At 39.3% G+C, this 20,830-nt stretch carries 18 protein-coding genes; 17 read left to right on the top strand and 1 reads right to left on the bottom strand.

Features of this window, described 5'->3' with window-relative positions:
* Window positions 1-41 precede the first annotated feature (41 nt).
* From ACYVM0_RS15420 to ACYVM0_RS15355, 14 genes are all read left to right on the top strand, one after another.
* Window positions 42-1,460: an AAA family ATPase gene (locus tag ACYVM0_RS15420; protein ID WP_460558252.1), complete on the top strand. Its 1,419-nt coding sequence runs from the start codon at window positions 42-44 to the stop codon at window positions 1,458-1,460.
* 52 nt (window positions 1,461-1,512) lie between these two features.
* Window positions 1,513-3,114 (top strand): OmpA family protein, encoded by a 1,602-nt coding sequence (locus tag ACYVM0_RS15415; RefSeq protein WP_460558250.1) that lies wholly within the window; start codon window positions 1,513-1,515, stop codon window positions 3,112-3,114.
* Window positions 3,115-3,232: 118 nt separating this feature from the next.
* On the top strand, window positions 3,233-3,724 hold the full coding sequence (locus ACYVM0_RS15410) for a dihydrofolate reductase (RefSeq protein WP_460558248.1): 492 nt from the start codon (window positions 3,233-3,235) through the stop codon (window positions 3,722-3,724).
* Window positions 3,725-4,297: 573 nt separating this feature from the next.
* Window positions 4,298-5,095, top strand: a complete 798-nt coding sequence (locus ACYVM0_RS15405) for an O-methyltransferase (RefSeq protein ID WP_460558246.1) — start codon at window positions 4,298-4,300, stop codon at window positions 5,093-5,095.
* Window positions 5,096-5,196: 101 nt separating this feature from the next.
* Entirely contained in the window at window positions 5,197-6,324 is a 1,128-nt protein-coding gene (locus ACYVM0_RS15400) for an NAD(P) transhydrogenase subunit alpha (RefSeq protein WP_460558244.1), read from the top strand.
* Between the two features lie 59 nt (window positions 6,325-6,383).
* Window positions 6,384-6,692 (top strand): NAD(P) transhydrogenase subunit alpha part 2, encoded by a 309-nt coding sequence (locus tag ACYVM0_RS15395; RefSeq protein ID WP_430986617.1) that lies wholly within the window; start codon window positions 6,384-6,386, stop codon window positions 6,690-6,692.
* Between the two features lie 141 nt (window positions 6,693-6,833).
* Window positions 6,834-8,270: an NAD(P)(+) transhydrogenase (Re/Si-specific) subunit beta gene (locus ACYVM0_RS15390; protein WP_460558242.1), complete on the top strand. Its 1,437-nt coding sequence runs from the start codon at window positions 6,834-6,836 to the stop codon at window positions 8,268-8,270.
* Window positions 8,271-8,515: 245 nt separating this feature from the next.
* Window positions 8,516-9,112, top strand: coding sequence for an adenylyl-sulfate kinase (gene cysC / locus ACYVM0_RS15385; RefSeq protein WP_460558240.1), 597 nt, complete (start codon window positions 8,516-8,518; stop codon window positions 9,110-9,112).
* Entirely contained in the window at window positions 9,109-9,933 is an 825-nt protein-coding gene (locus tag ACYVM0_RS15380; RefSeq protein WP_460558238.1) for a sulfotransferase, read from the top strand. The genes cysC and ACYVM0_RS15380 overlap by 4 nt, the downstream gene beginning before the upstream one ends.
* A gap of 63 nt (window positions 9,934-9,996) precedes the next feature.
* Window positions 9,997-11,124: an OmpA family protein gene (locus tag ACYVM0_RS15375; RefSeq protein WP_460558236.1), complete on the top strand. Its 1,128-nt coding sequence runs from the start codon at window positions 9,997-9,999 to the stop codon at window positions 11,122-11,124.
* Between the two features lie 53 nt (window positions 11,125-11,177).
* Complete coding sequence (locus ACYVM0_RS15370; RefSeq protein WP_460558234.1) at window positions 11,178-11,840, top strand: alpha/beta fold hydrolase; 663 nt, start codon at window positions 11,178-11,180, stop codon at window positions 11,838-11,840.
* A 146-nt stretch (window positions 11,841-11,986) separates the two neighbouring features.
* The gene (locus ACYVM0_RS15365; protein ID WP_460558232.1) at window positions 11,987-14,464 is read left to right on the top strand and encodes a DUF5686 and carboxypeptidase regulatory-like domain-containing protein; all 2,478 of its coding nucleotides are present in this window, start codon (window positions 11,987-11,989) and stop codon (window positions 14,462-14,464) included.
* Window positions 14,465-14,516: 52 nt separating this feature from the next.
* A complete protein-coding gene (locus tag ACYVM0_RS15360; protein ID WP_460558230.1) occupies window positions 14,517-15,359 on the top strand; it encodes a maleylpyruvate isomerase N-terminal domain-containing protein in 843 nt (280 codons plus the stop codon).
* 73 nt (window positions 15,360-15,432) lie between these two features.
* On the top strand, window positions 15,433-16,938 hold the full coding sequence (locus tag ACYVM0_RS15355; RefSeq protein WP_460558228.1) for a DUF4394 domain-containing protein: 1,506 nt from the start codon (window positions 15,433-15,435) through the stop codon (window positions 16,936-16,938).
* A gap of 135 nt (window positions 16,939-17,073) precedes the next feature.
* Here the strand turns inward: ACYVM0_RS15355 and ACYVM0_RS15350 are convergent, their stop codons facing one another.
* Window positions 17,074-17,811, bottom strand: a complete 738-nt coding sequence (locus ACYVM0_RS15350; protein ID WP_460558226.1) for a hypothetical protein — start codon at window positions 17,809-17,811, stop codon at window positions 17,074-17,076.
* A 115-nt stretch (window positions 17,812-17,926) separates the two neighbouring features.
* On the opposite strand from ACYVM0_RS15350, the gene ACYVM0_RS15345 reads away from it, so the two are divergent.
* The 3 genes from ACYVM0_RS15345 (at window position 17,927) to ACYVM0_RS15335 (ending at window position 20,829) form a co-directional block, all read left to right on the top strand.
* Entirely contained in the window at window positions 17,927-18,307 is a 381-nt protein-coding gene (locus ACYVM0_RS15345; RefSeq protein ID WP_460558224.1) for a Dabb family protein, read from the top strand.
* 13 nt (window positions 18,308-18,320) lie between these two features.
* A complete protein-coding gene (locus ACYVM0_RS15340) occupies window positions 18,321-19,691 on the top strand; it encodes a methyltransferase RsmF C-terminal domain-like protein (protein WP_460558222.1) in 1,371 nt (456 codons plus the stop codon).
* 124 nt (window positions 19,692-19,815) lie between these two features.
* Complete coding sequence (locus tag ACYVM0_RS15335) at window positions 19,816-20,829, top strand: LysM peptidoglycan-binding domain-containing protein (protein ID WP_460558220.1); 1,014 nt, start codon at window positions 19,816-19,818, stop codon at window positions 20,827-20,829.
* Window position 20,830 lies beyond the last annotated feature (1 nt).

Below are 20,830 nucleotides of genomic sequence, written 5' to 3'. Positions count from 1 at the left end.
ATATTTGTGTAGATTCCGCTAGCAATAATTTAAATTTGTAAATGAAAAAGATAATTATAGGACGGCAGGAAGAGCAAAAAATGCTTGCCGAAATTGAGTTAGCCAGTGCAGCTGACATGCTTGCTGTTACCGGACGAAGGCGGGTAGGGAAGACCTATCTTATTAAAACTTTTTTTGACAACCGTATGCATTTTGAATTTAGCGGAATTCTGAATGCAGGAACCGGTCAGCAATTACAAAGCTTTGCGATGGCACTTGCAAAACAAAGCAAAAAAAGAACAGGTAAAAGTATTCCTGCAAACTGGATGGAAGCTTTTCATCAATTGGCCGATTACCTTGATAGTTTGAATACTAAAAAATTGATAGTGTTTATTGATGAACTGCCCTGGCTGGATGCACATAAAGCCGGGTTTTTGCCGGCGCTGGATTGGTTTTGGAATAGCTGGGCAAGTACTAAAAATATATTGTTGATTATTTGTGGATCGGCCGCATCATGGATGGCAAGTAAAGTGATTAATAACAGGGGCGGCCTGCATAACAGGGTAACTAAGCGTATGCATCTGCAACCTTTTAGTTTAAGCGAAACAGAGGCCTACCTAAAATACAACGGTGTTATACTATCCCGCTATCATATTTTGCAATTGTACATGGCATTAGGGGGTATACCGCATTATTTAAAAGAAATAAAAAAGGGACAAAGTGCAGCACAAAATATAAGCCGCATCTGCTTTGAAAAAAATGGCTTGCTGGTAAATGAATTTGATAATTTATATAATGCTCTTTTTGTAAATGCCAGGCAGCATATAAGCATAATACAGGCATTAGCCTCCAAACAAAAAGGGTTATCAAGAAAGGAATTACTGGCAATAGTAAAACTAAAAGACGGGGGCAGTTTCAGTAAGCTATTAACCGAATTGGAGCAATCTGATTTTATTACCGCGTATTCTCCATTTGATAAAATAAAAAAAGAAACCCTGTACAGGCTTATTGATGAGTATTCTTTATTTTACCTGAAGTTCATACGCAATAAAAAAAATATTAACTGGTTGCAATTAGCTGCTGCTTCAAGTTATAAAAGCTGGAGTGGTTATGCTTTTGAAAATGCTTGCATGAAGCATATTCAAAAAATTAAAACTGCTCTTGGTATTGCGGCAGTATATACAGAACAATACAGCTTTGCCTATAAAGGCAATACCGTAAGCGAAGGTACACAAATAGACTTATTGATTGACAGGAATGACAATGTGATTAATATCTGCGAAGCTAAATTTTACGATAAGCCTTTTTCTATTACTAAAGCTTATGCAGATGAGCTGCGGAAAAAGATGATGATATTCCAGGAAAAAACAAAAACTAAAAAATCGCTTTTTATTACCATTATTTCTACCTACGGTATTGTGGAAAATATGCATAGTATTGGCTTTGTTCAGCAGGAAATTACTATGGAAAATTTGTTTTAAGCCCGTACTATTTTCCTCATTTTTTCGTTATAGTCGTGGCCAACTATATTCTATGAAGAAAATATTTACTTTTTCAGCACTCATTCTATGTGCTGTAACTGCCGCAGCACAGCCTGCCATTGATACCACTTTAAAAGAGCAAAAGGAAAACGTAATTAAAGAATCTACCATCATCAAAGTGGAAAACCTGGGTGAATTGATCAATACTGCTCACCCCGAAATGAGGCCCACTATTTCTGCCGATGGCGATCTGTTGTTCTTTATCCGCCAAAATGATCCTGCCAATATTCAATATCAAACAGTACCCAATTCGCAGGATATCTGGTATTCTACCAGGGATAGTGCCGGAAAATGGAGCAAGGCCAAACATTTAAGTGCTAAAGTAAATGCCTCCCAGTATAATGCCGTGTACTGGATATCGCCGGATTTAAATACCATCTTATTGAAAGGTTCTTTTATTGACGGGCAGTATTTAGGTATGGGGGTAAGTATGATTCACAAAAGGCCGGATAACAGCTGGACCAATGCCGAAATGCTGAAGATCAGGAATTTTAATAAGTTTAGTTTTACGCAGCAGATCGGTGCTTCTATGGGCCATGATGGAAAGACCTTATTGTTCTACATGACCGATAAAAAAAACAGTACTGATAATGATCTGTATGTTTCTTTTTTAGAAGGCAATGATATCTGGACGGCACCGAAAAGTTTAGGCAAAAAAATAAACCTGCCTGATTATAATGAGATGAGCCCTTTTATTGCGGCTGATGGTGTTACATTATATTTCAGCAGCGACAGGCCGGGAGGTTTGGGTGAAAATGATATCTGGATGAGTAAACGTTTAGATGACAGCTGGACAAAGTGGAGTGATCCTGTAAATCTTGGAGCACCAATAAACACAGCAGGCTCCGAAGCATTTTTTACCCTGGATGCAGGGGGAGAATATGCGTACCTCACATCGAGCGATGGGGCTTTTGGTGCCAGCGATATAGTAAGAGTGAAACTTTTAGAAAAAGAAAAACCCAATCCTGTGGTGTTGGTGAGCGGTAATGTATACAATGCAAAAACAAAAGAACCATTAACAGCGCAATTGATATACCAGACCTTGCCTGATGGCGCTGATGCAGGCAATGGCGTGAGCAGCCCTATTGACGGTTCGTTTAAAATTGTGTTGCCCTATGATAAAAATTACAGTATCAGGGCATCGGCAGATAAATTCTTTGCCATCTCCGAAAATTTAAATTTGGATTCTTTAATAAAAGCAGGCTACAAGGAAATTCATAAGGACCTGTATTTAGCACCGATAGAAATCGGGCAGGTGTTCCGTTTAAACAATGTATTCTTTGATTTTGATAAATACAATTTAAGGCCGGAATCTTTTGTGGAATTGGATCGGGTGGTGAAATTCTTAAATGATTATCCAAATGTGGAAATTGAAATGAGTGCCCACACGGATAGTAAAGGTTCTGATACCTATAATTTTACCCTGAGTGATAACAGGGCCAAATCGGTAAGAGAATACATTTTATCCAAAGGCATTGCCGCATCAAGAATTATATCACAAGGGTATGGCGAAACCAAGCCTGTTGCCACCAATGAAACAGACGAAGGACGCCAGCTGAACCGCCGTGTGGAATTTAAAATTCTGAAGAACTAAAAAATAGTCCCGCACATTTCGCAGATATCGCTGAGTGAAATACAGTTTTTGTTTTTCTGCGACATCTGCGAAATCTGCGGGCCATATTCTTCGCAGCAGATTCCTTATTTTTGTTTTTATGATCTCAATAATTGTAGCAGCATCCGAAAATAATGCCATTGGCAGGGAAGGTGAATTACTGTGGACCTTACCCAACGATATGAAGTTTTTTAAAAACACCACCTGGGGTTTACCTGCCATTATGGGCCGCAAAACCTATGAAAGTTTAGGAAAGCCACTGGCCGGCAGAATAAATATTGTAATTACAAGGCAAGCCGGATGGAATGCAGAAGGGGTGATGGTGGCAAAAGATATTGAAGAAGCACTGGCAAAAGCTGCTGAAGCCAATTGCAAAGAAATATTTATTATCGGCGGTGGTGAGATTTATAAACAAAGTATGGATGTTACGGATAGGATTTATTTAACCAGGGTACACCATTCGTTTAATGATGCTGATGCTTTCTTTCCTGCAATAGATGATAATACATGGGTATTAAAATCCAACGAAGACTTTGATTTTGATGCGAAGCATGCTTATCCCTATTCATTTCAAGTCTGGGAGAAGAAATGATATACGATCCGGCATTTTATTTTTATTTTTTTTCAGGGTTCTATCTTTCCATCTACGTATTTGCAGCAATACTGCTTTTGATTGGCACTACTTTTTTAAAAGCTACATTTAAAGCAGAATCGTGCAATCTTTTGTATGTATGTAATACTATGGCAGCGTGGTGCTCTTTTTATATTTTAATTTATTTTTCAGTTGAATTGTTTATGGCATGGTATGGACAAAATCCATACGAATGGTACTCTTTCACTCCCCGTACGGCAGCGTATTCAATGAAGTGGTTTTGTTTTAGAATGTATTTGCCGTATTTTGCCGGGTTGCTTTTGTTGTTTAGAAAACTGAGAAGTAATCGTTTGTACACTTTGCTTTTCCTGCTTTTTTTAAATATAAGGTTAATTGAAAAATTTATTAACAGGTACAATGACTACCTGCCATCATCATGGTCGACTAATTACCATGAACCATATAGTGAACAATTTATGAAATATGCAATAGCCTTTTTATTACTGGCCATAATTTATTTCGTTGCAAAGAAAAGAAACAAACTTCCTTACCCTTCCGTATTTTTGAAATAGCATGTACAGCAAATTTCAGTTAGCCAAAAAATACCTGCAGTATTACTTTACTGCTTCCAATGGAAAAGGCCATGGCATTCATTCGCCTTTTGTATTTGATTTTATTATTCATGTATTGAATGATAAAAAAGAATACGGTTGTTATACTGCTATTGAAAAAAGAAGGCAGGAGCTACTGCACAATACCACGGCAATTGAAGTAGAGGATTTTGGTGCCGGTTCATCGGTTATAAAAACCAATACAAGGGTGGTGAAAGATATTGCCCGGTCGTCTTTAAAACCAAAGAAGTTTTCGCAATTGTTGTTTAGAATGGTTCAATATTATCAGCCTGAAACAATTTTGGAATTAGGTACTTCATTTGGTATTACTACTGCATACCTGGCCTCGGGCAATACCAATGCACAGGTATTTACCTGCGAAGGAGCAAAAAATATTGCCCAAATTGCACAACAAAGTTTTGATCAGCTCCGGCTGAAAAATATTGTTTTAACCGAAGGCGATTTTACTATTACCCTGCCACCACTTTTACAGCAATTACAAAATACCGGTCTTGTTTTTATAGATGGCAATCACCGCAAGCTACCCACACTGGATTATTTTACACAATTACTGAGAGTTTCCTCTCCTTCAAGCATTCTTATTTTTGATGATATTCACTGGAGTGCCGAAATGGAAGCTGCCTGGGATGTAATTAAGCAGCATCCTGCGGTAACACTTACCATCGACTTGTTTTTTATTGGTATAGTTACTTTAAATAATGATATTAAAGTAAAACAACACTTCAGTCTCAGGTTTTGATGATAACCGTCAACGCCGGTTGAAAAATCCTGTTTAAAGTCATATTGATTTTTTAAGGAGATAGAGTCAATTTCTGTACCTTAGCAGCAATTAATTTTCTTATGACAATAGGCGTTTTAAAAGAACCATCCCCCGAAACCAGAGTCTCTTTACTGCCAGAACATTTAGCTACCCTTAAAAAATGGAATGTAAATGTTTGTATCGAAAGCAATGCCGGTGCAAAGGCTTTTGCCAATGATGATAAATATACCGAGGCAGGAGCAACAATAAAATCCCGGGCAGAGATTCTGCAAAGCAGTGATATCATTCTCTCTATTAATACACCACAGCAATCCGAAATCGATAACCTGAAATCAAAAATCGTTCTCGGTGTGTTTCAGCCTTTATTCAATGCGTCATTAATGAAAGACTGGGCTGCAAAAGGCGTTACTGTTTTTAGTATGGATATGCTGCCACGTACTACAAGGGCGCAAAGCATGGATATACTCAGCAGCCAGGCCAACATTGCAGGATACAAAGCAGTGCTGACGGCAGCCAATTTATTTCCTAAATATTTCCCCATGTTTATGACCGCAGCCGGTAGTGTGCCGCCTGCAAAAATGTTGATACTGGGAGCAGGTGTTGCAGGATTACAAGCTATTGCAACAGCAAAGCGTTTAGGTGCAGTGGTAGAAGTTTTTGACACCCGCCCTGCGGTAAAAGAAGAAGTGATGAGCCTGGGTGCAAAATTTGTAGAAGTGGAAGGCGCTGCTGATGCCAGCAAAGCCGGAGGGTATGCAGTAGAACAAACAGAAGAATTTTTGCAAAGACAAAAAGCAAAAATTGCAGAGAGTGTTGCCAAAGCAGATATTGTAATTACCACGGCGCAGATACCCGGCAAAAAAGCGCCGGTATTAATTACCACAGCCATGATAGAAGGTATGAAGAATGGTTCGGTGGTAATAGATCTGGCAGCAGCTACAGGGGGCAATACCGAATTAACCAAAACAGATACTACCGTAATTTACAATGGTGTAAGTATTGTAGGCAACTCCTATTTAGCAGGTACGATGCCCAGTGATGCCAGTAAATTGTACGGAAAAAATATCCTGAACTTTTTGCAACTGGTTATTACTAAAGAAGGCGCTGTCAATTTAAATTTTGAAGATGACTTAGTAAAAGGAACCTGTGTGGTACATGACGGAGTGATTACAAATGAAAGAGTGAATGCAATAATTAATAATGGATAATTGCATTGTGGCGGTTATACCAATTAACTAATGAACCAACAAACTAATTAACTAAAAACATGGAAAATATTTTAGCATGGATTTCTGAAAATCAGCAGATCATCTATATCGTTATCCTGATGATATTTGTAGGGATAGAGGTGATTGGCCGGGTACCCAGTGTGTTGCATACCCCTTTAATGAGTGGTGCCAATGCCATTCATGGTGTGGTGATCATCGGTGCTATTATTGTAATGGGCAAAGCCGAAACAGATAATTACCTGGCGTTGGGCCTGGGCTTTTTTGCAGTAATACTCGGTACCTTAAATGTAGTGGGTGGATTTGTAGTGACGGATAGAATGCTGGAAATGTTTAAGAAGAAGAAATGATGCCCCAAACCCCTGAAGGGGCTTAAAATGCAGACGCTGATATTTTGGAATTTGTCAAGTTGGGAATTACTGTTATAATTAAAAGATACTTTAAATAAAAATTTCTGCGGCCTCTGTGCCACAGCTTGAAAAAATATACGAATGGAACTTAACCTACTCACACTCTGTTATCTTATTGCCTCTGTAACTTTTATTCTTGGGCTTAAAATGTTATCCAATCCTGCCAGTGCACGTAAAGGAAACCTGGTAGCGGCATTTGGTATGACGGTTGCAATTTTCGGTACCATCTTTTTGTATGAAGACAATGGTGAAAAACTACACAACTATGCCTGGATATTTGCAGGTTTACTGATTGGTACTGTTGCAGGAACGCTCTCTGCAAAAAAAGTAAAGATGACGGCAATGCCGGAGATGGTGAGTTTATTCAATGGAATGGGCGGCGCCTGTGCAGCATTAATTTCTGCGGCAGAGTTTTATCATATTTATAAATTACATGAAGCATCTCCTGAAACAGCTTTTGCAGAACTGGCAACAGTTGGTCATTATATCACTATTGTTGCAGGTGCCATCATTGGTACTATTTCTTACACCGGCAGTATCATTGCATGGGGAAAGTTGAATGGTAAGGTAAAAGATTTTTCTTTTAAAGGCCAGCATATAGTAAACATGATCGTGCTGGTGCTGGTAATTGGAACAGCAGTTTGGGCATATCAATCAAATATCGGCAGCATGTACATTCCTTTTTTGCTGATTGGTTTTTTTGCATTCATCTACGGAATATTATTTGTAATGCCGATTGGCGGCGCAGATATGCCGGTAGTAATTTCTCTTTTAAATTCCTTTACCGGTGTGGCTGCAGCATGCGGTGGCTTTTTATATGATAACAAAGCCATGCTTACAGGTGGTATATTAGTTGGTGCTGCAGGTACATTGCTTACCATACTGATGTGTAAAGCGATGAACCGTTCGTTAACGAATGTATTGATCGGTTCTTTCGGCGGTGGAAATAAAGCTGCTGTTGAAGGTGGCCCTGCAAAGACGCAAGGCAATTACAAAGAAATAAGCCTGGCAGATGCTGCAATGGTAATGGGCTATGCTACTAAAGTAATGATTGTTCCGGGTTATGGTTTGGCGGTAGCACAGGCACAACATATTTGTCATGAGCTGGAAAAAATATTAACTGAAAAAGGGGTGGAAGTAAATTATGCCATTCATCCTGTAGCCGGACGTATGCCCGGGCACATGAATGTATTGCTGGCCGAAGCAGATGTGAGTTATGATAAACTGATGGAAATGGAAAATGCAAATGACGAATTTAAAACTACTGATGTGGTATTGATATTGGGTGCCAATGATGTGGTAAATCCTGCTGCAAAAAATGATCCGGCCTCACCCATCTATGGAATGCCCATATTAGAAGTTGAACAGGCCAAAACTGTAATTGTAAATAAACGCAGTATGAAACCCGGTTATGCCGGTATTGAAAATGATCTCTTCTTTCAACCTAAAACAAGTATGTTATTCGGCGACGCTAAAAAAGTGTTACAAGACCTTTGCGCCGAAGTAAAAGCAATTTAAATTACTCACTGATTTATTGCAACGACTTTTTTTAAGCAGTTGTGTTAACCGCTTGTAAATTAAAAACGGATTAAAATAAAATTAAAAAATTTTAATTCAGTGGCTACGCCACGTGTATTATTTTTGTTCTGCTATCACACACAACATATTTACCCAACCATTTTAATTTATTGTTCATCTTTTTATTGAATGGATTTTAAACTGTTCTGTAAAAAGTAAGTCCATTCATTTTAAACAAAACTAAAATGATCATTCAATTTTGTGGGTTGTCGGGTTCGGGTAAAAGTACTTTAGCAAGAGCTGCAGAAGCAGAATTGCTGAAACAGGGTATTGAAACAGAGATCATCGATGGAGATGAATATCGTGCCACCTTGTGCAAGGGCTTAGGATTTTCGAGACAGGATCGTTTTGAAAATATGCGCCGCATGGCCTTTGTGGCGCACCAACTGTCCAAACACGGTGTTGTAGTGATCATTTGCGCCATTAATCCCTATGAGGAGATACGTAATGAAGTTAAAACAACTTATCCCGATGTATTAACAGCATTCATTGATTGCTCTGTTGAAACATTAAAGATACGTGATACCAAGGGCCTCTATCAAAAAGCATTTCTTCCTTTACATCATCCGGACAGAATTAATAACCTTACCGGTATCAACGATCCGTTTGAGGACCCGCTGGCCCCGGATATTTATATCAATACCGATAATGAAACCATTATCCACTGTGTAAATAAAATGGTGGCTTTTGTAAAAACAAATCTGCATAAAAAGCAAACCACACTTTTACCGGGGTACTTGAAAAGCAATATTCCTTTTTTAAACCGTTACATTAATTCATGAATTCCAAAGTACTTATCATTGCAGGCATGCATCGTTCAGGAACGTCGGTAGTAACCCAATGGTTAAATCGTTGCGGACTTTTTATTGGTAATAATTTATTAGGCCCGGGTATTGGAAATGAACAGGGGCATTTTGAAGATGCTGAATTTTTAAGCCTGCACCAGAAATTTTTAAAGAAAAGAAACTTTCCTGATACCGGGCTTATCACCAAAACTCCCGGACGGTTATCGGAGATAGAACAGATGGAATTGAAAGGTATGCTGGAAACCAGGAACAGGAAGCATGATGAGTGGGGATGGAAAGACCCCCGTACCTGTTTGTTTCTTGGTGAGTACAGTAAATTAATTCCCTCTGCATATTATGTTATAGTCGTACGGAATTTTAATGCTACTGTAAGTTCGTTAATTACCAGGGAGTTTAAAATGAATGAAAAACGGTTTCAGCAAAAAAGAGGATTGTCTAAACTGAAATGGCAATTGTTTAAAAGAAAAGGCCTGGAAAAAATATTTGAAAAGGAAACGGACCGGTTTTTAAAAGTATGGGTACATTATTATGAAGAGATCTTACAACATGCCCGTTCGTTACCCGTTGATAGTGTAGTGTTTTTAAATTACAACACACTGATGGAGGCTGATGCAGGTATTTTTTCAACCATCAGGGACCAGTGGCATTTTGCAATAAATTATTTTCCTTTTACAAACGTGTATAAAAAGGAATTGCTGAGTGAGGAGCAGGATATAAAAAAATACATTAAAAATAAAGACCTGGAAGCAAGAGCGCTGGCAATAGAAGAATACATGATGCAGCATTATGCCCTGTAAATTTCAGCAGTATTATTTTAATAACCTACTTGTGCATTTAATTTTTTAAATTGCTCTTAAAAATTGAACCTGCCAAAGTATAGTCGCTGTATAATCATAATTTCCTCTTTTTTATTTTGTAGCAATACTATAAATGCACAAAACCTTTTTGCTAACCCCGGTTTTGAGGCCATTAATAACTGTGTTGAATTTAAAGCAGATTGTTCTCCTGAAGCCTGGTTCAATATTCCTGCCGGTAATTTTTTAGTGAATAGCCGTATAGCTCCAAGGCCCGTAATTGGCAATATGGTATTGATTGTGCCAGCAGGTAGTGTGCTTGCAAATTTTAACCATCCCAGGTACGTGTACACCGGTTTATGTTGCCCGCTGGTGGCAGGAGAAAAATATGGCTTATCGTTTTATCTGAATTCTGCAAATGGCAATTTTAAACAACTGGCTTTTTATTTTACAGCAAAAGAACCGATGCTGGCAACAGTTAAAGATTTACCTGCAACCCCTTCTGTAATTATTACAAAAGAAAATATTGATGGCGATTATAAAGACTGGAAGCATGTAAAATGCGAATACCTTGCAACAGGCAATGAGCAATTTCTTACGATCACCACTGCAGGGTTACCTGAAGTAGAATATAATATGGGTGATGCCATGAATAAAAGCGGGGATGTTTTATATTTTATTGATGAAATTAAATTAGAACCCCGGGGTAAAGTTCCCGTTTGTGCAGCATACGAGGCCAACATAACAAAAATGTTTGACTATAATTACCGTCACACTAATAATGTACCTGTTTTTAAAGAAGCTCCTGTTGCCGCACCGGTTGTAAAATTTTCAACAGACACTATTGTTATTCCTGATTTATTATTTGATGTAGGAAAATATGATCTGAAACCAGGATTGAAAAATATCCTCGATAGTCTTATCACGAAGTTGACTGTGAAAAAATTTTTAACTATCGGTATCAGCGGACACACCGATAATTCGGGTAGCGAAAATAAAAACCTGTTGCTTTCGGTAAACAGGGCAACAACAATTAAAAATTACCTGGTAGAAAAAATACCGGGCACTGCAGAAAAAATAACTGCTGCAGGAAAGGGGCAATATTTTCCGGTAGCAGAAAATACCACTGCAGCAGGAAGGCAAAAAAACAGGCGGGTGGAAATAGTGATCACCTATCTCAGCATCAGCAGATAAAATTATTGTAACAACTGTTTTTGCAAGCCGCCTGCAATGGAGTAATTTGCAGCGTGACCATTTACTTTCTCAGTGGCCTGGGTGCCAATTACAGTGCTTTTAAATACCTGGCATTTCCACCGGATGTTACTCCTGTTTTTATAGACTGGCTGGCACCCGAAAAAAAAGAAACGATAAGGCAATACGCCAAAAGAATTGCTGCAAAAATTAACAGCACAGAACCTTTCATACTAATAGGTTTATCATTTGGCGGTATGCTGGCTACTGAAGTAATAGAATTTGTGCAACCACAAAAAACGATTCTTATTTCCAGTGCAGCAAGGCGACAGGAGTTGCCTGCGTATTATAAAGCAGCAGGTACACTCCGGCTGAATAAATTATTTCCGGCAGCAGTAATAAAAAAAGGAAACCTGGTCATCAATTGGCTGATGGGAGTTTCCGCCATAAAAGATAAAGCCTTGGTGCAGGAGATACTGGCTGCATCCAATCCTGAATTCTCCAGGTGGGCCATCAACGAAATTGTAAACTGGAAAAGAACAACGGCTCCCGCAAATATTATCCGCATACATGGCGATAAAGACAAAGTATTACCCATAATCAATTTTAAGCCGCAACACCTTATAAAAAAAGGCGGCCATTTTATGATCGCTAACAGGGCCAATGAAATTTCAGCAATATTAGCAGCGATACTTAATGAAACCCGTAGCATACTGTAAGATCTTACCACACCGCCAGCCTTTTTTTACATTCCGGGCTGATGCTACGTATTCATTTGTTAATTAATATCCAATAAATAATTGCTGTGCAGAAGCTTTGAAAGTTTTATTGCATTTTTATAATCCTTAACCTGGCCAACTGTATTATGCGATCGATCCTTTTATTTATTTCCATTGGTTTTTCTGCCACAGCGTTCAGTCAATATCATAAGGTATATGGTAAGATCACCAATGGCAGGCAAGATCCGCTGGCCTTTGTAAGTATTCAGGTAAAAGAGATCAGGCAGGGTACCGTTACTAAAGAAGATGGCAGCTATTCAATAGCTTTGGAAGAAGGTAAGTACGATCTTGTAATTACATTGGTAGGCTATAAACCACAGGTGATTACTGTAATTGTGGGCAAGGCAGATTACCTGCAGAATATTATAATGGAAGCGGCTGATGCTACCAATCTTTCTGAAGTAGTGGTAAAAGGAAAAAACCGTGACAGGGCAGAAGAGTACATCCGTAATGTAATCCGTAATAAAGATGCTGTAGAAGCAGCTTCGGGGCCTTATTCCTGTAAAGTGTATATTAAAGCATTGCAGGAAGATTCTTTGCCGGAGAAAAAAAGTAAAAAGCCAATAAGTGATTCCCTATTAAAAATACAACAAGCCAATGCAGAACTTAACCGTATGGCAATGGCAGAAATTGTATTGCAATTAGATCATGGCTCTGCAAAAAATAGTAAAGAAGAAAGAACGGGTATAAAAAGAAGAGGCAATACACAAAGTTTATTTTTTCTTTCCACAACAGAAGGCGATTTTAGTTTGTACAATAACCTCATCAATGTACCTTCTGTGTCGCAAACGCCTTTTGTATCGCCATTAAGTTACAGTGGTTTGCTGGCGTATCGTTATAAAGTTTTAAAGACGGATATCGTAAACGGGAAAAAAATATTCACTATCAGTATTAAGCCAAGGCAATTAAGCAATGCAACAGTAGAAGGAGAAATAACCGTGGCCGATAGTCTTTGGGTGGTGCTGCACACCAAACTGCGGTTGCCTAAATATCATTTGGCCGAGTATGATTTTTTTGAAGTAGAGCAACAATACAGTTTGATACACGACAGCGCCTGGATGCTGAGCCGGCAGCAGTTTACCTACAATGCCGCTTCGGGAAAAAAGAAATCATCGGGCCGTACCGTGGTTACCTACAATAATTTTGAATTGCATAAGCAGTTTGAAAAAAAATATTTCGGTAGTGAACTGAGTGCGGCAACAACGGAGGCGTATAAAAGAGACAGCACTTTCTGGCAGATCAACCGGACAGAACCATTAACAGAAAAAGAAGTCCGGTTCATTCATTATAAAGACAGTATTTACAGTGCTACGCATACCAAAGCCTATCTCGATTCGATGGACAAAGTGATCAATAAAATTACTTTGGCCAATCTTTTTATTAAAGGCCAGAATTTTAACGATCATGTAAAAAGAAGGAACTGGTATATTCCACCTATACCCAATTTATACCAACCATTGCAGTTTGGTGGTACCAGGATACAACCTTCATTTTTTTATTTTAAAACCTATGAGTCAAGAAAAAATGTAAGCCTGTTTACAGAACTCAGTTATGGTATCAGGAACAAAGATGTGAACGGCAGTATACGGTTAAGCAGGATGTACAACCCGTTTAACCGTGGCGCTTATAATATACGGTTGCAGAAAAGTTTTGATTATATTTTTAATGGCGATGCCTGGATAAACATGATCAGCCGCAGTAATCTTTATCTTAACCAGGGCCTGGGAGCCGGCCATAGTTTAGAATTAGCCAACGGATTATTTTTTTATTCAGATGTGGATATGGCATTCCGCCGTTCATTAAAAGATTATAAAAGAGGAACGTTCCTGGATAGTAGTTCAATAGGAAATATATTTGACAGCACCAATAACCAGGTGGCAGCATTTGAACCTTACAATGCTTTTTATGGAACACTGCGGCTGGAATATACACCACACCAACGTTATATACGGGAACCCAAAGAAAAGGTACTACTTGGTTCTTCGTGGCCTACATTTTATGCAACGTGGAAAAAAGGTATTCCGCAAATATTCGACAGCAAAGTAAATTTTGATTACCTGGAATTCGGGATGAAACAGTCTATTAAAATTGGTACTGCCGGCATTTCGTCATACACTTTAAAAACCGGTTCCTTCTTTAATACAAAAGACCTGCGGCTGGTGGATTATAAAAGAGAGCGACGTGGCGACCCGGTTTTCTTTTCTAATCCTAACGAAGCATTTCAGTCACTGGATTCTTCCTTTCCTGTTTTTAAACGATTTTACGAAGGACACTATGTACATGAATTTAATGGTGCCCTGTTAAATAAAATTCCGCTCTTTAAAAAGATCGGCCTGCGTGAAATTGCAGGTACCGGATTTTTAATAGCTCCCGAAAGAAATAACCTGCGTTACATAGAAGTATTCTCGGGTATTGAAAGGGTATTTAAATATCCTTTCAATCAAATGGGTAAATTTAAATTGGGTGTTTATGTATCCGGCTCTGCAGCTAACCAATTCCGCAATCCGGTGCAGTTTAAAATTGGTGTTACCACCTGGGACAGGAAGAATGGAAAATGGTTTTAACCAGGCTGTTTTTATTTAATTGCTTTTAATAGCTTTGTATCATTTACAGGCGATGCAAAATACTTCCGGCAACATACCATTACAAACCTTACCTCTTTTTCCTGTTCTGGATAAAGCATTAATTGATTTACTTCAATCATTAACTGCCGAAGAATGGCAATTGCCTACCATTGCAAAATTGTGGACCGTTAAAGATATTGCATCGCATTTGCTGGACGGTAACCTACGGACTATTTCTTATTACCGCGATAATCATATTGAAGCTGCGGGCAATATTAATTCCTATGCCGACCTCGTGGCTTACCTCAATCAACTGAACATGTCGTGGACCAATGCCACCAAACGTTTAAGTCCGCAGTTGCTGATTGAATTGCTGGCATCAACAGGAAAAGAGTATATAGAACAGTTGCAAAAGCTCGATCCTTTTGAAACAGCCATATTTTCTGTAGCCTGGGCCGGTCAGGAGAAATCTGCCAACTGGTTTCATATTGCCCGTGAGTACACCGAAAAATTTATTCACCAGCAACAGATACGGGAAGCAGTTGGCAGGCAGGCCCTTTTTACCCGGGAATTATTTTATCCTTTTATCGATACTTTCATGTATGCGTTGCCGTACACCTACCGCAATGTTGGCGCTGCAACAGGAACGGTGCTGCAAATAAAAGTACTTACGGATATTGGCGGCGAATGGAATATCGAAAAAACCGAAAAGGAGTGGGCATTGAAAAAAACAATTACTTCCCAACCTGCGGCCACCGTCAGCATCACTCCTGATATTGCGTGGAAACTTTTCTCAAAAGGTATTACACCTGAAGTAGCTTTTCCGCAAATTACCATTACCGGCGATAAAAAATTAGCTGCAGTTGCCTTGCAGATGGTAACAGTGATGGCCTGAAATAAAAATTAATTTTTCTAAAACCCATGTTGTTGTTTCTCCGTACATGCCTGTAAAGCAAAATTAACAACACATGAAAAAATTAATCTTTATCCCTGTTTTAGCAGCACTTATTATAGCCTTTACCGGATGCAGTAAAGACGATGATACAGTTGTAATGCCCCCGGTTATAGTGGTAAAACCCGATCTTGTATTCTTCGGCATATCATCCTCTAATCAATTAATAAAATACAATGCCAATGCGGTGCAAAATGTAGCAGCACAGTTTACTATTACCGGTTTGCAAACCGGGGAGAATATACTGGCCATCGACTTCAGGCCTGCAACCGGGCAATTGTATGGCCTTGGCAACAGTAGTCGCATTTATGTGATTAACCCCGAAAGCGGAGCAGCCAGGGCTATAGGAACTGCAGCTTTTACACCTGCATTAAGTGGTACAGTTACGGCTTTTGATTTTAACCCTACAGTGGACCGTATACGTGTGGTAACCAATACGGGGCAGAATTTAAGATTGAATCCTGAAACAGGAACTGTAGCGGCAACGGATATGGCTATTAATCCTGCTGCTGTAATTACCGGTGCAGCATACACCAATAGTGTTGCAGGTGCAGCCACCACAACATTGTTTGATATTGACGGACAAAAATTATATAAACAAGACCCGCCGAATAACGGTGCCCTGGTAGAAGTAGGCAGCCTGGGTATATCGGGTATGGGTAGCAGTGATTTTGATATCAGCCCCGATAATAAAGTAATACTGGCACCAATAACGGTAGCCGGTGTAAATAATTTATACCAGGTTGATACCGCTACAGGTAAAGCCACTGATCTGGGAACATTGGCTACACCAATTATTGGTGTAGCTATTCCAACAAGGCCTGTTGCTTACAGTACTGATAACGCTAATAATTTACTGATCTTTAATTTAACAAGTCCTGGTACGCCGGTTACAAAACCAATTACCGGTTTACAGGCCGGTGAAAATATCTTGGGTATGGATATGCGTCCTGCAACAGGCCAGTTATATGCATTGGGAAGCAGCAGCAGAATTTATACGATCAATATGTCCAGCGGTGCAGCAGTTGCGGTTGGTACAACACCTTTTACAACATTGTTAGCAGGTACTTCTTTTGGTTTTGATTTTAACCCCACTGTAGATCGTATAAGAGTAGTAAGTAACACCGGGCAGAATTTGCGTTTAGATCCCAACACAGGTTTAATTGCGGCAATAGACGGTAATTTAAATCCGGGAGCACCCGCAGTTGCAGCAGCAGCATACACCAACAATTTTGCCGGTGCCACTGCAACTACTTTATTTGTAATTGATCCTGCAACAGATAAATTATATATGCAGAATCCTCCCAACAATGGCACATTGGTAGAAGTAGGCCCATTAGGTATTAATGCAGAAACTGATAATGGATTTGATATTGGAGGTACTTCCAGCAAAGCTTACGCATTATTAACCGTAGGTACCACATCAAAAATTTATACCATTAATTTAAGCACCGGCGCTGCGGCCGCAGTAGCAGATATTCCGAGGCTTGCAAGAGGCTTTGCAGTTGGTTTAGGGTTTTAAATATTTCATGGCTATAGTTTGTTTTCTTCTATCCGGCAGATTCATCTGCCGGATTTTTATTTTTACAACAAAGGGTTTGCTGCAAAAAAAGAAGCCAGGTTTTCAAAACCCGGCTTCTTTAAACATGATATTGTGCTAGTATTTTTTAGCAATAGTATAATAAAAAAATGTTGGTGGCCCTTCTACGCCGGCCGCAGCCATTTTATCTTTCAGGTCTTTTGATGCCATAAATGCTTTTGCTTTAGCCATATCGGTAATAGCAAAAACTATTCTTACCATGTGGTTGTCATCAATGCTATGCCCCACCACCCTGTCAACAAGGCCGGCATCAAGCCTTACCTGTTTGTGGCTGTCAAATTCTTTTTTCCAGGCATCCCAGTCTTTTACTTTATGCGTAACCATTACACGGGCAATGGTATTGGCCATGGTACTGGTGTCCATCATTACGTTTTCTTCAAAAAATACAATGGGGGCGCCAATTACACCACCTTGCTTCATTTTTTCTTTCAGTGCAGGTGAGCTGGCCATTGCTTTTGCTTTTACCGGGTCGGCCATTTTTAAGGCTACCAGTACAGTATTGGAATCTTTATCCATCCCTCTGCCCAAAACGTAATTACTTAAACCATTGGCCATCCTTGCAGAATCATCTGATTCATACAATGGCAGCCATTTGGTATAATTGGCTACTTTGTGAATAATAACAGCAACATTAAAAAGAGTTGCCGGAGCTGGTGCGGTTTCTTTAGGTTTTGCCGCAGTAGTATCCGGCGCAGCAGCAGTGGGTTCGGCTTTTTTTTCATCTGCATTGTTGCAGGCCGTAAAAACAAATGCCATAATAATTGGAATGGCAGCCAAAAATTTGAATTGCTTCATTGTTGGTTAAATTTTTAGAATGAACAATAAAATTTCAATGTAGTACAGCGCAATCGTTTAGAAGGGGAGATGACTGACAAAATAGAGTTTATATTTCAGGAATGCAAGAGAAATCTTGGCACAACAAATAAATATTAACCCCACCGGGTTAACTTTGCTGCTTACACTTAAAACAACCATCAACATGCAAAATGCTTTTATACACCATGTTTATTTCTGGTTAAAAGAACCTGCCAATGATCTGCACCTGCAACAATTAATTGCCGGCCTGCAGAAATTATCAGCAGTAACCACTATAAAATCTTTTCATATCGGCAAACCTGCTGCTACCAGCAGGGGGGTAATTGATACCACGTATTCCATCAGCTGGTTAAATATATTTGACAGTGCTGCCGACCAGGATAGTTACCAGACAGATCCCATTCACCTGAACTTTGTAAAAGAGTGCGCTCATCTCTGGGAAAAAGTGGTGGTGTATGATAGTATTGCTGTATAATAAAAAATAAATATTGAATTTACCGGAATCATTAATACAATCCCTGCAACAGGTTAAAGGCTTTGATGAAGAAGCTTTTAAAAAAGTTCATCTTTCCGGGGAACAGATCACTTCTGTGCGGTTGAATCCTGCAAAAGTATCCGGCCTTCAATTTTCAACTTTCAATCCTGAGCCTGTACCCTGGAGCAGTAATGGTTTTTATCTTTCAGAAAGGCCTTCGTTTACAGCCGATCCGTTATTTCATGCAGGTGCTTACTATGTACAGGAAGCCAGCAGTATGTTTTTGCAACAGGCCTTGCAACAAACCGTTGATTGTACTCAACCCTTAAAAGTATTGGATCTCTGCGCTGCGCCCGGTGGAAAATCTACTTTAATTCAGTCACTGATTACTTCGGATAGCTTACTGGTAAGTAACGAAGTAATAAAAACAAGGGTAAATATTTTAAGCGAAAATATTACCAAGTGGGGCGCTGCCAATGTAATGGTAACCAATAACGACCCCAAAGATTTTCAGCGGGTAGAAAATTTCTTTGATGTGATTGTTGCAGATGCGCCTTGCAGCGGCAGCGGATTATTCAGAAAAGATGTGGCGGCCATTGAAGAATGGAGTATCAATAATGTAATACTCTGCAGCCAGCGCCAGCAAAGAATTTTAGCTGATGTGATTTCATCGCTGAAAGATAACGGGATACTGATTTATTCTACCTGTTCTTATTCAACAGCAGAGGACGAAAGTATTTGCGACTGGCTGACAGAAGAACTGGGATTGCAGACGGTGCAGTTGACACCTGCAGCTGACTGGAATATTGTGGTAACCACTTCTGAAAAAAAACAGGCGTATGGCTACAGGTTTTATCCTGATAAATTGAAAGGCGAAGGTTTTTTTATTGCCGCATTTAAAAAAAATGAGGCGGCTTCATTTAACCGGTATGCGATAAAAGAAAGAAATACGCAGGAAAAAATTTCTAAAAATGACATTGAAATTGTAAAGCCCTGGTTAAAAAATGCAGCAGATTTTTTCTTTATCAAACAAAATGAAGAGATCATTGCCGTACCGCTTCATTTGCAACAGGACCTGAATGTTATCCAGTCATCTTTATACATCAAAAAAGCGGGTGTAAGAATGGGCACGGTGATTCGTAATGAATTAATTCCCCACCACGAACTGGCATTGAGTACTATTTTAAAAGATGACATACCTTATTGCGATGTTGATCTTGAAACAGCCTTACAATACCTGCGCAAACAGGATGTAAAAATAGAAACCCCGGTAAAAGGCTGGGCATTGATAAAGCACCGGCAAATGCCTTTGGGCTGGATAAAAGCATTGCCCAACCGCATCAATAATTATTATCCTAAGGAGTGGCGGATTCTTAACAAATAATACACGACACATTTGCCGGCCGGCAGCCTACCGCTTTATTGTGCGCTGCAGCCGGTTGTTAACAAGTAAATGGCTGTGTAAACCAACTAATTTTTGCATATTTGCAAACATAATGCGTTAGAAAATGAAGAAATTATTTTGCCTCTTGTTTTTAGTACCCTTTTTTGCCGTTGCACAAAAAGTGATCACACATACTGTTGGCCCTAAAGAAAGCTTAAGTAGCATTGGCCGTTTATACAATATCAATGGCCGTGAACTGGCAAATTATAATAAAATAGATTATGATAAAGGGCTTACTATAGGACAGGTATTAAAAATTCCTGTAAAACCAGGTACTGTAACTGCTACTCCCCCGGCGCCTGCTGTAGTAAAAGAAACAGCACCGGTAAAGGAAACACCGGTAACAAAACCGGCTGTTACAGCAAAAGAAAATGGTACCGGCAAACCCATTTATCATACGGTAGCTAAAAAAGAAACTTTATATCATATCAGCACCTTGTACAACAAAGTGCCCATTGCAGATATAAAAAAATGGAATAACCTTACCAGTGATGCCGTGAGCGAAGGGGCACAGCTGATAGTTGGGTATACTAAAGAAACAGTAAAAACACCGGCATCAAAAAATAATGATGAGGAGGCAAAGAAAGCTGCACAACAAGCCGCAGAAAAAATGAAGGAAGCAGCAGAAGCAGCTGCAGCAAAAGCCAAACAACAGGAAGCTAAAAAAGAAGATGCCAAAACGGAAGACGTTAAACCAGTAAAAACTGTTGAACAGGTAAAAACGCCGGAGATTGCGGTTAAAGCTGCCGACTTTAAAGGAGGTATTTTTAAATCAGTTTTTGATGAGCAGGCAAAAGGCAAACAATTAATAAGTGAAAACGGGCAAGGAGGTATATTTAAAAGCACCAGCGGCTGGGAAGATGGTAAATACTATTGCCTTCATAATAATGCAGCGCCGGGTACCATTTTAAAAATCACCAATACTGCCAACGGCAAAGTGGTCTATGCAAAAGTATTAGACCTGATTACAGATATCAAACAAAACAACGGCCTCATCCTGCGGTTAAGTAATGCGGCGGCTGATGCACTGGGCGTGGTGGATAACAAACTGGATTGTACAATCAATTATTCAAAATAAA

This window comes from Ferruginibacter profundus, assembly GCF_054783275.1.
Note: the sequence above shows the minus strand (reverse complement) of the source record. Positions and strands in the feature narration are given on the sequence as shown.

Bases quoted from the DNA above. Each gene is read 5' to 3' on its own strand.
- ACYVM0_RS15365 (WP_460558232.1), top strand. From the start codon at position 11,987: ATGCGATCGATCCTTTTATTTATTTCCATTGGTTTTTCTGCCACAGCG.
- cysC (WP_460558240.1), top strand. From the start codon at position 8,516: ATGATCATTCAATTTTGTGGGTTGTCGGGTTCGGGTAAAAGTACTTTA.
- ACYVM0_RS15355 (WP_460558228.1), top strand. From the start codon at position 15,433: ATGAAAAAATTAATCTTTATCCCTGTTTTAGCAGCACTTATTATAGCC.
- ACYVM0_RS15405 (WP_460558246.1), top strand. From the start codon at position 4,298: ATGTACAGCAAATTTCAGTTAGCCAAAAAATACCTGCAGTATTACTTT.
- ACYVM0_RS15410 (WP_460558248.1), top strand. From the start codon at position 3,233: ATGATCTCAATAATTGTAGCAGCATCCGAAAATAATGCCATTGGCAGG.
- ACYVM0_RS15400 (WP_460558244.1), top strand. From the start codon at position 5,197: ATGACAATAGGCGTTTTAAAAGAACCATCCCCCGAAACCAGAGTCTCT.
- ACYVM0_RS15415 (WP_460558250.1), top strand. From the start codon at position 1,513: ATGAAGAAAATATTTACTTTTTCAGCACTCATTCTATGTGCTGTAACT.
- ACYVM0_RS15350 (WP_460558226.1), bottom strand. From the start codon at position 17,811: ATGAAGCAATTCAAATTTTTGGCTGCCATTCCAATTATTATGGCATTT.
- ACYVM0_RS15390 (WP_460558242.1), top strand. From the start codon at position 6,834: ATGGAACTTAACCTACTCACACTCTGTTATCTTATTGCCTCTGTAACT.
- ACYVM0_RS15395 (WP_430986617.1), top strand. From the start codon at position 6,384: ATGGAAAATATTTTAGCATGGATTTCTGAAAATCAGCAGATCATCTAT.
- ACYVM0_RS15335 (WP_460558220.1), top strand. From the start codon at position 19,816: ATGAAGAAATTATTTTGCCTCTTGTTTTTAGTACCCTTTTTTGCCGTT.
- ACYVM0_RS15360 (WP_460558230.1), top strand. From the start codon at position 14,517: ATGCAAAATACTTCCGGCAACATACCATTACAAACCTTACCTCTTTTT.
- ACYVM0_RS15420 (WP_460558252.1), top strand. From the start codon at position 42: ATGAAAAAGATAATTATAGGACGGCAGGAAGAGCAAAAAATGCTTGCC.
- ACYVM0_RS15380 (WP_460558238.1), top strand. From the start codon at position 9,109: ATGAATTCCAAAGTACTTATCATTGCAGGCATGCATCGTTCAGGAACG.